Source organism: Paenibacillus solani (genome assembly GCF_050475945.1).
GTDB classification, from domain to species: domain Bacteria; phylum Bacillota; class Bacilli; order Paenibacillales; family Paenibacillaceae; genus Paenibacillus_AQ; species Paenibacillus_AQ solani_A.
Map to the genome: position 1 here is coordinate 332,767 of NZ_JBCMXJ010000017.1, position 19,017 is coordinate 351,783.

General features: G+C 48.3%; 15 protein-coding genes. 5 read left to right on the forward strand and 10 right to left on the reverse strand.

Annotated elements, in window-relative coordinates; genetic code table 11:
- Positions 1-113 precede the first annotated feature (113 nt).
- Positions 114-2,735 carry a LuxR C-terminal-related transcriptional regulator gene (locus ABEQ74_RS23335; RefSeq protein ID WP_430124562.1) on the forward strand — a complete coding sequence of 874 codons (2,622 nt, stop codon included), beginning with the start codon at positions 114-116 and terminating at the stop codon, positions 2,733-2,735.
- A 98-nt stretch (positions 2,736-2,833) separates the two neighbouring features.
- Here ABEQ74_RS23335 and ABEQ74_RS23340 read toward each other — a convergent pair whose 3' ends face one another.
- Complete coding sequence (locus ABEQ74_RS23340; protein ID WP_430124563.1) at positions 2,834-4,186, reverse strand: MATE family efflux transporter; 1,353 nt, start codon at positions 4,184-4,186, stop codon at positions 2,834-2,836.
- 398 nt (positions 4,187-4,584) lie between these two features.
- Between ABEQ74_RS23340 and ABEQ74_RS23345 the strand changes: the two genes are divergently transcribed.
- Positions 4,585-5,856, forward strand: a complete 1,272-nt coding sequence (locus ABEQ74_RS23345) for a chitinase (protein WP_430124564.1) — start codon at positions 4,585-4,587, stop codon at positions 5,854-5,856.
- A gap of 93 nt (positions 5,857-5,949) precedes the next feature.
- On the opposite strand, the gene ABEQ74_RS23350 is transcribed toward ABEQ74_RS23345, so the two are convergent.
- Positions 5,950-6,315, reverse strand: a complete 366-nt coding sequence (locus ABEQ74_RS23350; RefSeq protein ID WP_430124565.1) for an MmcQ/YjbR family DNA-binding protein — start codon at positions 6,313-6,315, stop codon at positions 5,950-5,952.
- Positions 6,316-6,460: 145 nt separating this feature from the next.
- Between ABEQ74_RS23350 and ABEQ74_RS23355 the strand changes: the two genes are divergently transcribed.
- Positions 6,461-6,853 carry a hypothetical protein gene (locus tag ABEQ74_RS23355; RefSeq protein WP_430124566.1) on the forward strand — a complete coding sequence of 131 codons (393 nt, stop codon included), beginning with the start codon at positions 6,461-6,463 and terminating at the stop codon, positions 6,851-6,853.
- Positions 6,854-6,933: 80 nt separating this feature from the next.
- On the forward strand, positions 6,934-7,689 hold the full coding sequence (locus ABEQ74_RS23360) for a YheC/YheD family protein (RefSeq protein ID WP_430124567.1): 756 nt from the start codon (positions 6,934-6,936) through the stop codon (positions 7,687-7,689).
- A 115-nt stretch (positions 7,690-7,804) separates the two neighbouring features.
- On the opposite strand, the gene ABEQ74_RS23365 is transcribed toward ABEQ74_RS23360, so the two are convergent.
- From ABEQ74_RS23365 to ABEQ74_RS23395, 7 genes are all read right to left on the reverse strand, one after another.
- Complete coding sequence (locus ABEQ74_RS23365; protein WP_430124568.1) at positions 7,805-8,191, reverse strand: RidA family protein; 387 nt, start codon at positions 8,189-8,191, stop codon at positions 7,805-7,807.
- An 87-nt stretch (positions 8,192-8,278) separates the two neighbouring features.
- On the reverse strand, positions 8,279-9,802 hold the full coding sequence (nhaC, locus tag ABEQ74_RS23370; protein ID WP_430124569.1) for a Na+/H+ antiporter NhaC: 1,524 nt from the start codon (positions 9,800-9,802) through the stop codon (positions 8,279-8,281).
- 44 nt (positions 9,803-9,846) lie between these two features.
- On the reverse strand, positions 9,847-11,019 hold the full coding sequence (locus tag ABEQ74_RS23375; RefSeq protein WP_430124570.1) for a MalY/PatB family protein: 1,173 nt from the start codon (positions 11,017-11,019) through the stop codon (positions 9,847-9,849).
- A gap of 56 nt (positions 11,020-11,075) precedes the next feature.
- Positions 11,076-11,747 carry a helix-turn-helix transcriptional regulator gene (locus tag ABEQ74_RS23380; protein WP_430124572.1) on the reverse strand — a complete coding sequence of 224 codons (672 nt, stop codon included), beginning with the start codon at positions 11,745-11,747 and terminating at the stop codon, positions 11,076-11,078.
- Positions 11,748-11,975: 228 nt separating this feature from the next.
- Positions 11,976-12,485, reverse strand: a complete 510-nt coding sequence (locus tag ABEQ74_RS23385; RefSeq protein ID WP_430124573.1) for a CYTH domain-containing protein — start codon at positions 12,483-12,485, stop codon at positions 11,976-11,978.
- A gap of 131 nt (positions 12,486-12,616) precedes the next feature.
- A complete protein-coding gene (locus ABEQ74_RS23390) occupies positions 12,617-13,081 on the reverse strand; it encodes a DinB family protein (RefSeq protein ID WP_430124574.1) in 465 nt (154 codons plus the stop codon).
- A gap of 206 nt (positions 13,082-13,287) precedes the next feature.
- Complete coding sequence (locus ABEQ74_RS23395; protein ID WP_430124575.1) at positions 13,288-13,602, reverse strand: DUF2628 domain-containing protein; 315 nt, start codon at positions 13,600-13,602, stop codon at positions 13,288-13,290.
- A 265-nt stretch (positions 13,603-13,867) separates the two neighbouring features.
- Here ABEQ74_RS23395 and ABEQ74_RS23400 point away from each other — a divergent pair, with 265 nt between their 5' ends.
- Positions 13,868-14,842 (forward strand): aldo/keto reductase, encoded by a 975-nt coding sequence (locus tag ABEQ74_RS23400; protein ID WP_430124576.1) that lies wholly within the window; start codon positions 13,868-13,870, stop codon positions 14,840-14,842.
- 71 nt (positions 14,843-14,913) lie between these two features.
- Here ABEQ74_RS23400 and ABEQ74_RS23405 read toward each other — a convergent pair whose 3' ends face one another.
- The gene (locus ABEQ74_RS23405; RefSeq protein WP_430124625.1) at positions 14,914-18,963 is read right to left on the reverse strand and encodes a tail fiber protein; all 4,050 of its coding nucleotides are present in this window, start codon (positions 18,961-18,963) and stop codon (positions 14,914-14,916) included.
- Positions 18,964-19,017: the final 54 nt, after the last annotated feature.

Consider the following 19,017-nt stretch of genomic DNA (forward strand, 5'->3'; position numbering starts at 1 on the left):
ATGGGAGGAAAACGATTGACAAACGTTAACTTTTCATCTTTTTTTTCATATAATCTAGTTATCTCGACTCAATTTCCGTGAAAATAACGGTTCGTATATTGCGAGGGTATCCTATGAAACTACTAAACGACTCACCCATTCTGAAAATGAAAATAAGCCTTCCCGGCCTGAAGGAGCATCTGATTCGCCGGGATCGGCTGTTGCAGGATATGGCATCTGGCCGTAGGGGACAGCTGACAGCCATCATTGCGCCTGCCGGATACGGCAAATCGACGCTGCTCGCCCAATGGGCTCATGAAGCCGCTGAACGATGCGCCTGGGTTTCGCTGGATGAACGGGATAACGATCCTGTCCGCTTTTGGCGATACGTTGCGGCCTCACTGGCCTCGATTCTTCCGAAGCAGCAAGGAACTCGTCTTATGAACCTTACACAGCTGCTCCCAAGCGCCTCGATTGAAACTTTTCTGGATACGATGATCAGTGAATTATGTGAGGATAGCGAGCCCCTTAATCTCATTCTTGAGGACTTGCACAGTATTCACTTTACGGCAATCCATGAAGGGATTTCCTACTTGATCGATTACCTCCCCGAACATATTCATCTATTCATCTCGTCACGGACCGAGCTTCCATTCCCGACGATCAAGGGCGTTGTTAACCATGAGGTCCATCTTATCGGCATGAAGCAGCTGGAATTCACCTACGAAGAGGCGGAGCGTTTTTTTCGTCATACATCAAACGGTGGCCATCCCAGCCTGACTTCGATGCAGCTTGACACATTATGGAATCAAACGGAAGGCTGGATTACCGGGCTGCAGCTTGCTGTGCTTACCATGGGAAACGGCAGTGGGCTGGAAGCTTTCATGGATGATATGAAGGGAAACCCGCTTCTTGTTTCCAAATATTTGTTTCAGGAAGTCGTAAGTAAGCTGTCTCCAGGCGTATTCTCCTTTTTGCTCCAGACCGCTGTCCTTTCAGAATTGCACCCGCAGGTTTGTGATGCCGTTACGGATTTCAGCGACAGCCGTCCAATGCTGGAAGAGCTTAAGAAGCTGAATCTGTTTCTTGTTCCGCTGGATGAACATCATACCTTTTTTCGTTACCATCACTTATTCTCGCAGTTTCTAATCGACCTGCTTCAGCGCGAGTTTGACGGGGAATATACCAAACGCCATCGGCTCGCCGGGGAGTATTATGCCTCCATCGGCTCCATGGATGATGCGATCGACCACATGTTGGCAGCGCAGGACTTCGAGCATGCCGTGAACTTGCTGGAGTTGCATATACAGTCCGTGCTCGAACTTGGGGAGATTGCTACTTTGCTGAAATGGTTTGACCGCATCCCCTCCAGCTTTCCGTTGACGCCCGAAATGTCGTTGGTGCATGCCTTTATCTTGGTATTGACAGGAGATCTCGAGCGGGCCGAGCGCAAGCTGTCCCTTATTGAAGAAGCCTGCGCTTCGCTTGGATCATCGGACCGGAGGGAGCAGCTTAAGAGCAGCATTCTGTTTGTTCGATCCAATCTTGTTTTTCTGAACGGTGACTTCGGCAAATGGTTCGCTTTCAGCGAAGGCATCCTCGACAACCTGATGCCCGATAATCCGATATACTACCAGTTCGATTACAATCGGCGGGAGCCTTACGTCAGGCGTACCTCACTCGGCATGAAGGGAGCTCTCTCCGCCGATACGGAAAGAATCGCGCATCTGTTTACCGGTGTGATGGAATCTCACGGGTGGGAGCATTCCCTCATGAACTTATACGTAAAACAATCCTTATGCGAGGGGTATTATGAATGGAATCGGCTGGCAGAATGCCGGCAGCTGCTGGTGCAGATTCGAAACGCGCCGCCCACCAAAGAAACGATGGGGCTGTTCGTGCCGCTGCATATTACCGAAGCCAAGCTGTTCGCTGCAGAGGGCAAATTCCATCTTGCCCATTTTGCTTTAGATGAAGCGTGCTCCGCTGCGCACTCCAGGAAATCGAGCCTTTGGCTCGCCCCCTTAAAGGCCGTAAGGAGCTTGATCTATATCCGGGAGGGGCGCATAGCCGAAGCAAGGAAGGAAATCGCTGAGCTCCCGGTTTCCCTCAAGGACAAGCCCGCCTATAGCCGGGAAACCGAATACCTGTCGTTAGTGCGCATGTTAGGTAGACAGGGCAAGGAAACCGAGGCGCTGCGACTTCTGGAGCTGTTGAAACCTCAGGCCGAGCGCGAACAGCAGCGATCCAGCATCATCGAAATCACAAGCCTGCAAGCGCTGCTGGAACATCAGCGCGGCCAGCGTCAGCAGTCGCTTCATCTTCTTGGCGAAGCCTTGCGTGTGGGGGCGCAGAACGGTTATGTCCGCACCTTCCTGGACGAAGGAGAGGAAATGTTCCAGCTGCTGCGGCTGTATACGAGAAGCCTCGAACAGGAAGACGGTTTGAGCCCGGAGGACCTTCAGTCGCTTGACTATGCATGCACGCTCGTGAAGCATTTCCCGGCTTGTTCCGAAGCGAATAACGCTTCCGCCGAGACATCCTCACAGGCTCTTCCTGAACCGCTGAACCGGAACGAGATGAATCTGTTACGACTGATCCGGCAGGGTGCTGCCAATAAACAGATGGCCGCTGCACTCGGCTTGTCTGAAGGGACGATCCGGGTGTATTTGTCCAGACTGTACGGCAAGCTCGGCGTGACAACACGCACGCAGGCTCTGGTTAAAGCCCAGTCATTGAACCTGCTGGAGGATTAAGCGCATACTCATACAGAAGAACCCCGGGACACGCGTTCCCGAGGTTCTTTTTTTACGCTATGGATTTCCTTATTTTATGACAACACCATTTGCTCTCTTTATGAATTAAAGGCTCGTATCCATTTATATCGGTTAACCTTCACAATCGCCACAAAGCACTTCAGTATCTGATCGGACTTCAGACATATGAATATGACAAGCGGCGACAGATTGAACACAAACGCACATAGTGCTGAGGAAGGCAGTACAATAAGCCACATAAATATCAAGTCATTATATAGTACAAAGCGTGTATCTCCGCCGCTGCGCACAATACCTGTCAATGCCGGCATCTGGTAGGCTGTGCCGACAACCGTAATCGATAATACCGTCATGAAATGCAGTGCAAGTGTCTTCGCTTCATCGGATATGGAGTAGAGGCCCAGGACGAGATCTTTAATGATAAAAAGCACGGCGCCTGTCAGCAAACCGAGAAGGATATATAGAATCTGCAGCGTCTTGGCATAGGATACGATTTTGTCCATTGATCCTTCACCGATCGTCTTCCCGATCAACACTGCTGTTGCACTGGCCGATGCGTATACGATGACCGTCACCAGCTGAAAAATCGTTGTGGCAATGCTGTTGGCGGCGATCGCCGCCTCCCCCATATGACCTAAGATAGCCGTCTGGGCAGCCATTGCAAGCCCCCAGATCGTATTGGATAACAAAATGGGCGAGCCCACTCGGATATATTGCTTGAAGAGCTGCCGATCGAATTGCAGAAAGTTCTGCAATTTTAGCTGGATTTTACGATCGAATCGCTTCACATACACGATAACAACTACGCATTCAATGATTCTTGCCGTCAGTGTAGCTATTGCCGATCCCCTTATGCCCAGTTCAGGAAAGCCCCAATGGCCATAAATGAGCACATAATTCAGACAGATATTGATGACCAAAGTGGAGAGAGATACAACAAAAGCGATTTTTACCGTCTCGACGCTTCGCAGTGAAGCCAGCAGTGAACTGGTTACAGCGAAGAAAATATAAGAGAAACAAATGATTCTTAAATATTCGACGCCTGCCGCGATAACACTTTGTTCCTTCGTGAACAAGGACAGCACCTCATGCGGGAAAAAGAATACGATGATCCATAACACTATGCTGAGTAAGATGGCCATGCGCATGCCGATGCTTGCGGCTTTTTGAATCGTGCCCAAATCCTTTGCTCCCCAGAACCTGGAGGACATAATAACCAGACCTTCGCATACACCCATCACCAGCATATGCAGCAGAAATTGAATCTGGTTCGCGAGCGCAACGCCGGATAACGCCGATTCGCTGTATCCTCCCAGCATGACGTTATCTGATAAATTCACGCCGACCGATATCAGGTTCTGCATACCGATTATTAACGTCAGCCAGAAAAAGCTTTTGTAGAATCCTTTCTCCCGAACAAATAAACTCATGTCAGCTAACCCTTCTTCGTCTATTAAGATGTATTTCTCTAATATATATGAATTCCCAAAAATGAACAGAACAAATTAAGGAGAATCGTTCTTTTCATAGATTAAGAAACTCATAGAATCGAAAACATACTAACATTATAATGTTTTTTGTTTGAAAAACTAGTCATCAAGTAGGGGTATACTGTGAATATCTATACTAACCGATCGACAGCATTCTTTCTTTTTCTTCAGCAAATCCCCTGCCAATGGTCACATTTCCACTGGTCAAATAAAATATAGCCCTCACTCAAAGGATGCCTCTACGCAGATTCGTGGGATTTCCTGACTATGTACAAAACGACATACCCTATATATGATGACTGTGTAATCCAATTCCAATGATATAGGGGAGAATGCGTATGACCGTGTGGAAATATCCGTTATCCGGCAAGATGATTCAGCGAAGCATGATTGCAGCCCTGAGCGCTGCCCTCCTGGTGACTCCGCTCCACGCCTTTGCAGCCGATGCGAAGCCCCAAGCCGCTGCCGCGCCCGTCGAAGCACCCGGCAATGTAACCATCATCCTGGATACAAAGCCAATTCTTGACGCTCAAGTGGATTCTTTGGCAGTCGGGGAGCATCGACTGATCAACCGTAAGCAAATCGAGCAGAACTGGGAAGGACTTGATCCGGATTATTCACCGGAAAAAGCGATCGAAGCGGTTAAGTCGCTTCTATCTGAACAAGATTACGAAGCGTTGTTCCCTTACCGCCTTGGATCGAAAGAATGGTTTAAGGTCGCAAGCGGCAAAGAATACTTCAAAGCGAATCAGACGGACTATTTCTCATACGACAATCTCATAAACGCTGTAGCGGAAGTCTCCAATCTAAAGATCAAAATTGTTACTCGGGCCGGAAATCCTGCCGCCCAGGAGGTATATCGACTAGACAAGGATGCCCGAGTAGAAACCCTTGTGGTGCGGTCCGCGGACTTCTATTCGGCTGAAAATATTAACAAACCAATTGAAAGCGTCATCATTGACGGAGGCACCTTCCTCAAGGAAGGATTCAAGAAGGACCGCAAGCGTGAACTGGCTGCCTTCCTCGCCAATCTGTCGCACGAGACAGGCGGAGGTTGGGCTACCGCTCCAGGAGGCCCGCTGCGCTGGGGATTATTCTGGAATGAGAATATTGCTGGTCGTACAGGGGTTAACATGGACGCCTTCGTGGATCCTGCAAGCGCCGAGCTGTATCCCGGATCACCGGACAAACGCTACTATGGACGGGGACCGATCATGCTCAGCTGGAACTTCAATTACGGGCTCTTCAGCTCTATCATCTATGGAGACAAAAGCGTGCTGCTAAACAATCCTGAGATCGTTGCCGCTGACGGCAAGATCGGTTTCATGACCGCCATCCTGTTCTGGATGACGCCGCAGGATCCGAAACCATCCGCTCATGATGTCATGGTTGGCGGATGGAAGCCTACCCCGATCGAGAAGTTCAGAGGCCTGGGAGATCCCGGCTTTGGTACGACGATCATGGTCTTAAACGGACTGGAGGCGAATCTTGGAGAAACCGAGGGCAGCTCTGTACAGCGGCGTGCCGGACACTACCGCGATATTACAAGTCGCATGGGCGTTGATATTACCGGGGAAAAAGTAGATACATTAGGAATGAGACCATTTTAAAACAAGATTACTTACAAAAAATCGCCCTTTGGCGAATGGATGCCCTGCCGGCTCCACTCTGCTAAAGGGCGATTCCTCTTTACGTTCATGACTTCATACCAGCCGCTGGGAGATGGCAGTACGCTGAGCTTTGGGCAAGCTCTTCAGCACCAGCTCATAAGAATGATCAATCATGTCGTGCAGGTCCGTTTCAGATAAGGAACCATCTATGGTTACGGTATTCCAATGCTTCTTGTTGAGATGATATCCGGGCTGTACGGCTTCATGCTGTTGGCGCAAGTTCTCCGCGATCACCGGATCACATTTCAAAGAGATATGGCTGACCTTATCCTCTTCCGTGGTGGTAATCAGGGCAAACATTTTGCCGCCTACCTTCATGACGATTGGAAGCGGTCCGAACGGATAATCCTCGGCTGCAGCTTTTTTCGAAAGACAGTAAGAAATGAGCGGGCTTCTCAACTGGAAATTCTCCCCTTTTAGATCATATCTCTTTGATTATAGTAGATGAGGTTATCCCGTTCAAATCCCTTCCTATTTTGTTCATGCTCCGTTCATATAACTCCTGTATATTGGGGCTGACTCAAGATGCAAGGGGGGATAATCCATGCTCGTTTATAGCAAGTGGTTGATGCGAATTGCCGCAATCTATACACTTATCGGTGCATTAATAGGCGCTGACATGGCAGGAAGAAGCAATTACGGTATGGTTGCAGGTCATGCCCATATTCTGGTGGTTGGCTGGTTGACCTTATTTGCCTACGGCATGTTCTACTACGTGTTTCGGGAGAAACTCAGCATGAAGAAGACGGCCGCTCTGCACTTCTGGACAAGCATCCTCGGGGGCGGTATCATGCCGCTGGGCATGCTGATGTATTATCAAATGCAGAATACAGCTACCCTGCTGGCCTTCATCATTTCGGCGTCAATCTTGCTTATTGCAGCAGCTTTATTTATCGTCATCCTGTTCTTCGATAAAAAATTATTTTCAACCGTATAGCTTGGCTTAAGGCCATCGTGGAGGCTTGCTCTACTCTTGCAGCATATGCTGGACAAAAAAGAGAGGTGAGCCTCTTCGCTATGAGTTATAAAAGCAGTACCATCAAGAGCAAATGGAAAAAAACAAAGTGGTTGAACGAAGATTCTTATTTCAAGCCTTATATGCCTCACACACTGCAGTTCAGCAAAAAAAACCTCAACTCCATGCTGGCTGACTACTCTACGATTTTTTTCAAGCCCACAGATGGTTCAGGCGGCAGCAATATTATTCGGATTCGGAAAACAAACGGCGGCTATCAAAGTCAACTGAATACAAAAAAAACGTCGTACGCCGGCTCATCTCCGTTGTATCGTGCTCTGAACCGACATGCCGGAAGCAGACCCTATCTGCTGCAAAAGGGTATTCAATTGGCCAAAAGTAATGGCAAGCCATTCGATATCCGAGTTATGGTCCAGAAGACCAGACAGGGAACCTGGGTCAGTACCGCACTATTCACCAAAGTGGGCAACCCTAACAAAGTTGCCACTAATTATAATCAAGGCGGCACCATCGGAACATTTCATAAGACAATGAGCAATGCCAATTTTAACTCGGCCTTCATCCAGCAACTGGAATCCGAGCTCAAAAGACTTGGCGTAGCGGTAGGCAAAAATTTTGACCGCCACTATAAAGGTTTTAAAGAGCTCGGTCTGGATGTGGCTGTCGATTCCAAAGGGAGACCTTGGATTCTCGAAGTGAATACGCGTCCGCAAATATATCCGCTCAAGAATTTAAAAGACACCAGCTTATACCACCAGGTATTGTCTTATGGGAAGCATTATGGCCGTACGAAATAATATTGATCTATTCTTGTTTATACAAAACAAAACTGTCGGGCTGTCATGCCCGGCAGTTTTGTTGGTGCTAAATATAAGTTAATGAAAAATGCTGGTTTGCCAGAGAAACATCGGGTTAGGCCTTGATAGCCACCACTTCAATCTCTACCAGGCCATCCTTCGGTAAACGAGCTACCTGCACGGCACTACGAGCGGGATAGGGCTCAGCAAAGAAGGAAGCATACACTTCATTGACTGCTTGGAAATCATTCATGTCCTTCAGGAACACCGTGGTCTTCACTACATGCTCCATCCCGAAGCCGGCTGCTTCAAGGATCGCCTTCACATTAAGCAGGGAGCGCTTCGCCTGCTCCTCCACCACCCTGGCGAATTGCCCAGACGCATCCATTCCTAACTGGCCGGAAGTAAACAGAAGATTTCCGTACTGCACGGCTTGTGAATAAGGGCCGATAGCTCCTGGAGCTTGGCTCGTAGCAATAGTTGTTCTCTCTTGTTGTGTCATGGTGTTCTCTCCTCTGTAGCGTGTATTTTCACGCATTTATATTAATGATGTGTTACCAGCTTCATAATACATAGAAACCTGCATTCCTTACACCGTTTGTGCCATTCCATCTTCCACCTGAGACTTATTCTGATTTCGATGATCTGGATTGTCATATTCCTTCAGCATCTCTTGCTGCTGCTCAGGCGTAAGCTTGGTGATTCCGAAACCGGTAAAGCCCCAAATTGTGGCGAATATGATGCCTGTCCAGCATAACACCGCCCAAGGTAAATAGGATAGAGTCGCTACGCCCAGCGTCCCCGCCATATAGGCACCGGCTGCAGTCCATGGCAGAATCGGTTCAATAATGGTCGCAGAATCCTCCACCGTCCGCCCTAAGTTCTTCGGATGAAGACCGCGCCGGATATAAGCCTCACGAAGCATCTCACCAGGCATCAGAATCGAAACCTGCCCATTGCTGGTAACCCCGATCATGGTCAAGCCGGTTGCAATCGTAGCCAGGATCAACGATCCTGTCGAACGTACGCGCTTCAGAATCTTCTCGACAATCAGTTCGAGTGATCTGGTCAGTGAGATCGTACCGGCAAATGTGATCGCACTGAAACAGATAAGCAATGTCCCCATCATGGAATTCATGCCGCCCCGGTTAATAAGACGAGGAATATCCGCACTGACGGTATTCGGATCAAATCCGCTGACATGTACCATCGCGATATCGAATCCACTCACAACCGAAGTTACCACGTCATGCAAAGTGAAGCCATGGAATATCATGCCGTTCGCCATCGCTACGATCGAGGACAACAGCATAACAGGAATCGTTGGTTTCTTGGTGATCGATCCGTAGAGGACAATGATTACAGGCAAAATCAGAAGCAAGTTCCAATCGTATATGCTTCCAAGCGTATTCATGATCTCAGTGACCTTCTCAGGAACGCCGACACCGGATACATGGGTATTCAATCCCGTGACCACATAGACAATCCCCGCCACCAAGAAGGACGGAAGCGTCGTGTACAGCAAATGACCGATGTGCTCATATAGATTAACGCCAGTGGACAAGGCAGCAATATTGGTTGTATCGGAAAGCGGTGAAAGCTTGTCTCCGAAGTACGCACCAGCTACAACCGCACCCGCAACCGCCGCAAGATTTACGTCCATGCCAGCGCCAACTCCCATGAAGGCAACCCCGATGGTTCCTGCAGAGCCCCAAGAAGTACCTGTACATATGGATACTACCGATGTCACCAAAAAGGCTGTGATCAACAAGAACTGCGGATTAATGATTTTTAGACCGTAATAGATCATCATCGGGATAGTCCCCCCGACCATCCATGCGCCAATCATAAATCCGACCACAATCAGGATAAGGATGGCGGGCATCGTTTTCGCAATCTTTTGCGAGATGGATTCCAGTATATCATTATAGCTGTAGCCTAGCTTGATCGCGATCAAGCCAGCGACAATCGCTGAGGCTATGATCAGTGGTTCGGGCGGCAGTTCAAATAATACGTAACCAAGGCACAGCAAGATTACCATCGTAAAAATCGGAAGCAGTGCCAGAAACATCGTTGGCTGCTTGATTACTCGTTCCTCTTTCGGCTTAGCCATTATGGATTCCCCCTGATGTAAATAAACTTAGAGTTGTGTTTCCTTTAAGGTTGTATCGGATAAGCAGCGGCAAGCCGTTCCAGACCTTCCTGCAAAACGCTGCGCGGAGCAGCCACATTGACCCTGATGTAGCCCTCTCCTCCTGGACCGAAAGATGAGCCGAAGCTAACGCTTACGCGAGCTCTATTCTGAATCCACTCCACCAAATCTTCTTCCTTGCTGCTTACGGCCATACAATTGACCCACAGCAAATAGGTCCCTTCCGGTTCAATCACTTCCAGCTCAGGCATATGATCTGCGATGAAAGTTCGGGCAAACGCTATATTGTCTTTGATATAAGCACGAAGTTCTGTCAGCCATTCATCACACGAGGTATACGCGACTTCCAAAGCTGGTATCGAGAAGAAGGTGGGATTATGAATCCCTGCCTGCTGTAAACCAAGTTTGAATTGATCCCGCAGCGTTTCATTAGGAATGATAATGTTAGCGATTTCGAGACTCGCCAGATTGAAAGTTTTACCCGGTGACGTGCAGATGATGGAACGGTTCGCAATCTCCTCCGACAGCTTGGCGATGATGGTATGCTCGTGCCCCTCATGAATGAAGTCGGCATGAATATCATCGGACACGATCAGGGCATCATACCGGATGCAGAGGTTCGCCATTCGTTCAAGCTCATCTCTTGTCCATACGCGTCCAACCGGGTTGTGCGGGGAAATCAGCAGAACAATCTGAACCCCCTCCTGCATCCGCTGCTCCATATCTTCGAAATCGATCTCGTACCGCCCGTTCACAAGCTTAAGCGGACTTTCAACCAATACCCGGTCGTTTATCGTAACCGCTTTCGCAACAGGCTGATAAACAGGCGTATGGACTAATATCTTGTCTCCAGGTGCTGTGAATTTCTGTATAATGACCGAAACGGCTTGTACAATTCGCGGACAAAATACGATCCAATCCTGTTCAACCTGCCAGTCATAGGCTTTATCAAGCCAGCTTCGGACCGCTTCATAGTAAGGCGGAAACGGGTCGGTATATCCATAAATCCCGTGACGGGCAACTTCTGCGACCTTCTCCACCACCATTGGCGGAGCCGGCAGATCCATATCGGCTACCGAGAGAGCGATCATATCGCTCCCCATGCTCAGTGCCATCCCGTCCCATTTCGCACTATTTGTTCCGTAACGGCTGATCACCTTGTCGAAATTGTATGTCATGTTGTCACCTTCCCTATCAAGATGTATCCGTTTTCTAATTTAGGAATGAATCCGCTTTATTTAAGTTTCTGCAAATATCGATACACGGTCGGTTCCGAGATGGATAAAGCTGCTGCAACCTCGGATACTCCGCCTTTCAGCAAAAAGACGCCCTGTTCATTCAATTCCTTCACAACCTCTATCTTCTCGCTTGAAGATAAACGGTCCACCGGGATGCTGATTCTCCCCAATACGGTCTGGATCATGTGCTGGAGCAAATCGTCGACATTCCCCTGCAGGTATTCGGTTGACGGCTTCTCTTCTTTCGGCGCACCCAGTGCAGTCGGCGGTGTAAGCGAACCACCTTGCAAAATACTGTTGATCCAGTCGGCCGCCACTTCCATATGCGTAACATCAATGTTCAGGCACATCAGACCGACCAGCTCGCCGTTATCGTTCTTAATAAAATATGTCGCTGATCTGAATGTCTGTCCCCGTCCACCAGATGCCTTGTAATTAGCGATGAACTGCTCCTCGCGGTACGCCTCTGCCTTCAAAATTTTTAATACAAGGTCAGTGGAAGCGTCTCCAACCCTGCGCCCACTAATATGTCCATTCTCAATAAATATGATAGAACGTTCAGGATCACTTATATCATGAACAACGACCTCACATTGAGGTCCAATGATCGCTGCGATAAAAGAAGCAATCGGGAAATAGCTTTCCAGCAGCTTCTGGCTCTCCTTCATGGAGATCCTCTCCCCTTTCCGAATAGCTGTCATTTTTATGAATTGCAACCACTTACAATATAATAATTAATTATCATGATAATATTATATTATAATTATAAATCGCTTACAAGAACTTTGTCAAAAAAAGTCGACAACAACTTAAAAAGCCCGTATCCAGCGAATCAATTCGCATCGATACAGGCTTTTTGCCGGCTTATTATAGCAGTTGACTATTGTTTTGCACCTTTATGCTTCATTGCCTGCTTGCGTCTGCAGATCCCGCCACACCTTTTTGTTGCTGTATTGTTTATCGGTGCTGATATCTTGTCCGAACCACACTGGCGGCACAAAGCTGTCTGCAGCTTCGATAGATGAAAACTCGACTTCCAGCACAAGCATATCGATCTGCGCATAATCGTCGATTTCAATGACCGTGTCGCCCCATCGGGCAGTTACCCGCCTTTTGGTCAGCGGAATCGCTCCATGGGCTTTTACCACTTGATCATAAAGTCCCTCGGAAATCGTAAACTCCACTTCCTCCCGGGCAATCCCCCACCCTTTCTTGAATGTATGCGTATATTCCACTAGGCCTGAGTGTGGATCCGTGATTTTGCGCACCCTGAGCTCCTGATCTCCATCCAGAGCCAAATACGTCTGCTCGATAAGCTGCTCCTTCTCGACCTTAATGATGCCTTCCTGAATCAGGGTATTGGGGTAAGCATCTAGTAGGTATTTGCGTTCGATCTCTATGGCCATACTGTAATAACATCCTCCTCGTAATTTCCGCTATGGATTTCATTATAAGGACCTTTCATCCTAGCGACAAATCAAAAAAAACGGCAGAAGGACATCCTTGCGGTCCCTTCCGCCGTATCATTCACATGGAATTACTTGATCAATTTCTTATAAGCCTTGATGGTCTGTGTGTGCATACCTTCATGATACATACTGAACGAAAGAAATTCTCCTACCGTTTGGAATGTCAGCGGCCCAATGGTCAGCGGATGAGCTGAAGATTGGTTAAGGCGATTCGCGAAAGTCTCCCGAATTCGGGCCGTTTGCCCGCGCAGGAGTTCCAGCAGTTCAGACAGCGCAGGCGGCTGTGTTGTCCAATCGGCAGGCTTGGTTCCTGTTGCGAACCATTCCTTGAATCCTTCCGGAAGATGAGGCTGTTCACCTGCCGTTGCAAAAGCGAATTGCTCATGCACCGTATAAATGTGTCCAATATTCCAGCGGATGCTGTTCGTGAATCCTTCCGGAATGATATCCGCTTCCTGCTCTGTTACATTCTCTACGCTCTGAATGGTTGCACCTCTGGCAAAATCCAGTTGGTTAAAAATAGCTTCACTCATCAAAAACATTCCCCTTTCTAATCGTATGTTACTATCCTATCGTAGTATGACCCTTATAGCAAGGAACCTGTAAGCAACCCCCCCTACCCTAAGCTGTGAAAACAAATATTACAAGCTGGTTCATTAATTAGGATAAAGTAATAGTAAAGCCTGGAGCTTAGAGCGAAATTTTCGCTCAAAGTCCAGGCTTTATGTATTCAATCGTATTATGCTGCTCTTGCAATAATGTGGTTATTCTCAAGTACAACTCTTGCTTCCTCTGAAGCAGGGCGATAACCTTTCTCCAGCAATTCTTTAATGTAAATCTTGTTATATACAAAAGAGAAAATAATTCCGCTAATCCAAGCCCCGATGCCCAGTGTAAATGGACCAACAACAGCCGAGATTAAAAACATGATTACAGCCCACTTCAGATCCCCGCGAAACAAGGCTGGGAAGAAGGCAAAGAACAAGGTTGTCCAACTGAAGCCCACCTTAACATGCTTGGTGACACCCGCATCATTCTTCAAATAAATCTTCATGATTCACACTCCAACGATTAGTGAAAAAAGAAGTCGTGCTCCAATTGAAGTAGTTCTTATGTAGTAACACCATGTTTATTCCGAATCTTTTTTCCTATGACTATATTACCATCATTTGTCATGGAAGTTAATCTATATTTTAGATATTGTCGAAAAATAATGTAGATTCTTACATTCCTTTCATTCTTAAGCATGGATTCATTTGAATCGGCTTCAAGATCATGTTTATACTATAGTAAATCTGCACATAAAGGAGTCGATCAAGATGAACTACCGCCGTCTTGGTAACAGCGGACTCAAAGTCTCCCAGCTGGGGCTGGGCACGAATGCTTTTGGCAAAAGAGCTGATCAAGCCACATCCGCCCGCATTCTGGACCACGCACTGGATCATGGCATCAATTTCATTGATACAGCCAATATATACGCTGGCTCGGAATCCGAGCGCATCATTGGGGAAGCGTTGGTTGGCAAACGAGATCAAGTCGTATTAGCTACTAAAGCTGGACTTGTGAAGGGACAAGGCCCCAACGAGCGCGGCTCCTCCCGTTATCATCTGCAGCAGGAGCTGGAGAACAGTCTCAAACGACTTAAAACCGATTATGTAGACTTGTATCAAATACATACATTTGATCCGGATACTCCACTAGAGGAAACCCTGCGCACGCTGGACGATATGGTATCGTCAGGCAAAGTCCGGTATATTGGCGCCTCCAACTATGCCGCTTGGGAAATTATGAAGGCGCTCGGGATCAGCGAACTGAGAGGGTATTCCCGCTATGTCTCCACACAGACGAGTTATTCGCTGGCTGATCGTACGCCGGAGCTTGAGCTTGTCCCGCTCTGTCTTGACCAAGGTGTTGGCATCATCCCGTATTTCCCGCTGGCCGGGGGTATCCTCACCGGAAAATACAGCGAAGGAGACCGTACGCCTTCCGGCTCACGCGCGGACACAGATCCGAACTTTAATCGCTTCCTGGAAGATCATAATCTGAAGCTTGGACAGCAAGTCAGTCAGCTGGCAGCAGAGCATGGTCATTCTCCAAGTGCTCTATCCCTAGCATGGCTGATGAATCGCCCTGCTGTCTCCACCGTTATTGTCGGCGCTACCAAAACCGAGCAGCTTGATGATAACCTGAAGAGCTTAGACATTGTCCTTGATGAGACACTGGGCTCCCACCTGGATGAAATCAGCGGCGATTTTGTATATGCGAAGCCATTCGCATCGTATCGACTGGGATAAACACTATAGGCTGTAAATAGAAGAGCTGCACCAGGGACCATAAGTTCCCTTGGTGCAGCTCTTTTGAATAGCTAGAAGCCTATCTTACTTGACACATCTTCAATCAATCCAGAAGCAGAAAGCATCCGTAGAAGTGTGGCAGCCGTTTCTGCCCTAGTCATATTACTTTGTGGGTTCAAGTTACCCCCATAACCGCTCATGATTTCATAGCCAACCATCTCAGCCGCTGCCGCCTTCGCCCAGCCTGCCAATTCAGCTTGATCCTGGAAGATATCTAGTACGGCATCCGAATTCAAATGCCCTGGTCTGAAGGCAGGATCTGCGATCTTTAGGGCTCTCTCGAGTATGACCATCGCCTCCTGTCTAGATATCAAGTCATTTGGAAGGAAGCTACCGTCGGCATAACCATGGACGAGTCCGTACTCGCTTGCCGCCGCCACGGCCCCCACATACCAATCGTGTGAAGCCACATCGTGAAAGTCGGTTGAACTCCCTTGCTCCATTAAGCCGAGTGAGCGCACCATCATCGTGACGAATTCGGCACGGGTGATTGGCGCATTAGGATGAAACCCTGACGCATCTCGGCCGCTCACTATGAGGCGTGACGCCATCTCGTTCACCGTCGCCTCGGCCCAATGGCCTTTCATATCCGATAATTTATCATTTTCAGCATAGCCGATTAAAGCATAAGTGCCGTTATATAAACCTTTTACTCTTGCGTAAGTCTTGCCGTCTCGTACAATCAACCGGGTTGGAGCATGATGAACCTTACCTTCATCATCAAGCAGCACAGCGGTAGTTACAAGTTTGGCAGCTGCTTCTTCGTTCAGAGGAATCTCCAATTCCACATAAGAAGAATAGGAGCTTCCACTCAGCTGCTTCCCTTGATCGTAGGCAATGACGTTTACCTCTATCGATCCGTAGATTGTACGAAGATGCCTGTCATTCCCCGCTTGCTTAAGCTTCGCGGCCAATGCCGTTTCCCCACTGGCTAATACAAGATGAATCGATCCTTCATTCGTTCCGGTGAAACTGCCGATCTGTTTAGAAATAGCCTTCAGCGGAATGTGAATGCTGCCTGCCAAGGTATCCAATTCAATGATCCCGCCGTTTCCTTTCAGTGCTTTTGCAGACTTATTATCCAGGACCACCACGACTTGATCGAGATCGTCCGTGGATTGAAGCCGGATGACCGGACGTGTGTTTTTCCCTTCTGTCGTCAACGATTGGAGTTTATCTCCATTCAGCTTGACGGTCAGCACGGTTTGCCCATTCTCATTCGTTAAAGCCGTTGAAAGAACATCGGTTAGCAACTTTCCATTTAAATACAATTTCACATATCCGCTCTCGTCTGCACCTTGCCCCCCACTTGCCCCTGGTCTGGTTTGAGAGAGATCTCCTCCTGTTGTCCCTGCGCCTTCGGACGAGCCCGATCCCTCGCCCGAAGTATTACCGCTGTCTGGATTAGCAGGCTGCTCTGGTTTTGGTTCAGGTTTTGGTTCAGGCTTTGGTTCAGGCGAAGCTGCTGCCTCCCTGAACACATCAACCACGTACGTTTTTGTTGTGCCGTCAGATGCCGTAACCACAAGAGTTACACTGTTAATACCAACCTCGAGACCAATCGGGTCGGACAGATGACCCTTGGAAACTACCTGGCCGTTCAAAGTCACCGTAGCCAGAGGATCGGAGACGATCGGGGTTACACTTATTTCCGTTATACTATTCCCAACACGGCTGGTATAGCTGGTAATGTCAGAGCGAAACGACGGTTCAAGAGTTCCGTGTGATAACAATAATCCACTCAAATTCGCATCACCTGGAACTGGTATCGAAGCTCCTGATGGCACAGCCGATACTTCTTCCGAGAATGTACTAGAACCTCCGTCATTTCCGGCCTTAACAGCAAAATAATAAGTCGTTCCGTTCTGCAGCATCTGCGCCAAGTATGTTGTATCTGGTACCGTTGCCACAGGTGCTACCCCATAGATCCCAGATTCCGTTCCGGCATACACGTCATAATAGGTTGCTCCGGTTACAGTGAACCATTGGAGGGACACTTCACCATCTCCGGCCATAGCCGTCAAGCTTGCAGGAGCAGCAGGTATGGCTGTAGGCTCCGCCTCTGTTGTAAAACTCCATCCGCCAACACCTTGCATGCCTCCATAGGGATTCCCGGCTTCATCTTGAAATGCCCCATCCTCAATCTCTATCTCATAACGTGTCAGATACGAGAGATTCTGTGAAAGTCTCACCGTAACTCTCTTATCAATCACGCTTACATGAGCACTGTCCGTCACATCGATCGATTCGATTATTTGACGGTCCGCAGCCCTAATAACCAATATATTTTTACCACGAATGCCTACTATGGGTTCATGGAATTCGAATGATAGCGTCGTGCTGATCGACACCCCATCCGCCGAATCCGCAGGTATCTGAGCTACCACGACAGGCGCATCCGCATCAATCCATTTGGCATAGAGCGTCAGATCAGTCTGAATTGGTAAAGCAAAATCATAGGGCTGGCTTAAAGCTTGGTCTGCATACCATCCCCCGAAAACTAAGCCAGGCTTCACAGGATCTTGAGGCTTGGTCACAGTTGTATCATAAGAGACCACCATATCGGCGACTGGTGATCCTCCGTTACTGTTAAATGTTATGGTTTTCGGATAATAAATCGAGAACTTTATACGCGTCATATTCCCGGCACGATCCGTTACGATAAGTTCATACTGACCTTCTATATCTACCTTGTCCCCACTTCGAAACACTTGTTGATTGAGAGTCGCATTCCCTTCATTGAAAAAAATCTGCCGCTCCTGTTCGTATCGCTCCCCGTCTGTCACACCCGAAACCACTGGCGCAGTCTGATCGATCTCAAAATTGGCCGTGACCTTTTTTCCGCGTGGAGACTCAACGACCAGCTGATACCGGCCATCCAGACGGATGGTTGTGCCGCTGGCAAAAGGCTGCCCATCCAGCGTACCGGTACCATAAACATAGAATGGCGTCACAGGATGATTATAAATCCCCCCATCAGCTACTCCATTGATCTTTGGTTCAGGCTCCGCAACGTTGATGGTAACGAGGGTGACGCCACTACTCTTATTGTTGTTACTTGCGATATAAGCAAAGGAATCAGTCCCCTCAAAATCGAGATCTGGTGTATATGTAAAGCCACCCTTCTTGGACATTGTGACCTGTCCATGCATTGGTTCCCCTACTATTTTGGCTGTCAGCACATTCTTGTCGTTACCCATTACTCCCGGAGAGGAAATAGATAAAGGAGTAGAAATCGCCGTGGTATATTGGTCAGGCACACCGACAGGCTGATCCTGCTGCAAGGCAGGGACATATCCGTCATGAAACACATAATATTGCAGCGATGGATTGCCGGAAAGATCAGGAAGCGCAAAGGTTTGAGCCGGTGTTCCTCCGAACCTGCTGCCGATCAGCTCATATAGGTCCCGGTTCGAAGCGATATCCAAAACCTTGCCATCCGCCTTATAGGATGACAGCGCTGGAATGTCCAGTGGGAATAGGCGCGTATCGCCAGCATAAACCGCATTTGCACTGCTCGCCTTCTCTCCAGCCTTCGCGATGTAATACTCGATTTTTGGCTGTACTGGAGCGATTTTTGGTAATTGGAAGCTGCCCGGCCATCCTTGGCCGAATGCCTCACCATAGACTTCATACAGAGGCTCAGAATCACTCATATAATTTCCGTCAGCCAAAACCCAATTATCGTTCACCACCATTCCATAGGGAAAAATTCGAACCTCACCCAACATTGTTCCAGGGCTGAGAGATACACCTCTCGGGTATATTCCTTCAATTGCTATATAGTATCCCATGCCGGGTACCGGCTCTTCTCCCCGTAGATCAGGGAGCGCAAACGTCTTGCCGCCTTCCCCGCCAAACTGGTCGCCTATTAGGGAAAATAGTGCTGAAGTTTCCACACTTAACTTCAAGTCCTGCCCTGCACAATACATCCATCCTTCGGGACCGTTCTGATAAGGAAACAGGCGGATCTCACCGAGATAGTGCGTGTCTGAAGGATTCGCTCCTACTGTCTTTGGCGATGCCAATACTCCTATTGCAGCCTCAAAAACTACCAACATGGATAACAATATTTTGGGCCACCTCATCCTATTATCCCGCCATCGCTTTAGCAT

Excerpts from the sequence above, each read along its gene's own strand:
- ABEQ74_RS23335 (WP_430124562.1), top strand. The coding sequence starts at position 114 with ATGAAACTACTAAACGACTCACCCATTCTGAAAATGAAAATAAGCCTT.
- ABEQ74_RS23340 (WP_430124563.1), bottom strand. The coding sequence starts at position 4,186 with ATGAGTTTATTTGTTCGGGAGAAAGGATTCTACAAAAGCTTTTTCTGG.
- ABEQ74_RS23345 (WP_430124564.1), top strand. The coding sequence starts at position 4,585 with ATGACCGTGTGGAAATATCCGTTATCCGGCAAGATGATTCAGCGAAGC.
- ABEQ74_RS23355 (WP_430124566.1), top strand. The coding sequence starts at position 6,461 with ATGCTCGTTTATAGCAAGTGGTTGATGCGAATTGCCGCAATCTATACA.
- ABEQ74_RS23360 (WP_430124567.1), top strand. The coding sequence starts at position 6,934 with ATGAGTTATAAAAGCAGTACCATCAAGAGCAAATGGAAAAAAACAAAG.
- ABEQ74_RS23365 (WP_430124568.1), bottom strand. The coding sequence starts at position 8,191 with ATGACACAACAAGAGAGAACAACTATTGCTACGAGCCAAGCTCCAGGA.
- nhaC (WP_430124569.1), bottom strand. The coding sequence starts at position 9,802 with ATGGCTAAGCCGAAAGAGGAACGAGTAATCAAGCAGCCAACGATGTTT.
- ABEQ74_RS23375 (WP_430124570.1), bottom strand. The coding sequence starts at position 11,019 with ATGACATACAATTTCGACAAGGTGATCAGCCGTTACGGAACAAATAGT.
- ABEQ74_RS23380 (WP_430124572.1), bottom strand. The coding sequence starts at position 11,747 with ATGAAGGAGAGCCAGAAGCTGCTGGAAAGCTATTTCCCGATTGCTTCT.
- ABEQ74_RS23385 (WP_430124573.1), bottom strand. The coding sequence starts at position 12,485 with ATGGCCATAGAGATCGAACGCAAATACCTACTAGATGCTTACCCCAAT.
- ABEQ74_RS23390 (WP_430124574.1), bottom strand. The coding sequence starts at position 13,081 with ATGAGTGAAGCTATTTTTAACCAACTGGATTTTGCCAGAGGTGCAACC.
- ABEQ74_RS23395 (WP_430124575.1), bottom strand. The coding sequence starts at position 13,602 with ATGAAGATTTATTTGAAGAATGATGCGGGTGTCACCAAGCATGTTAAG.
- ABEQ74_RS23400 (WP_430124576.1), top strand. The coding sequence starts at position 13,868 with ATGAACTACCGCCGTCTTGGTAACAGCGGACTCAAAGTCTCCCAGCTG.
- ABEQ74_RS23405 (WP_430124625.1), bottom strand. The coding sequence starts at position 18,963 with ATGTTGGTAGTTTTTGAGGCTGCAATAGGAGTATTGGCATCGCCAAAG.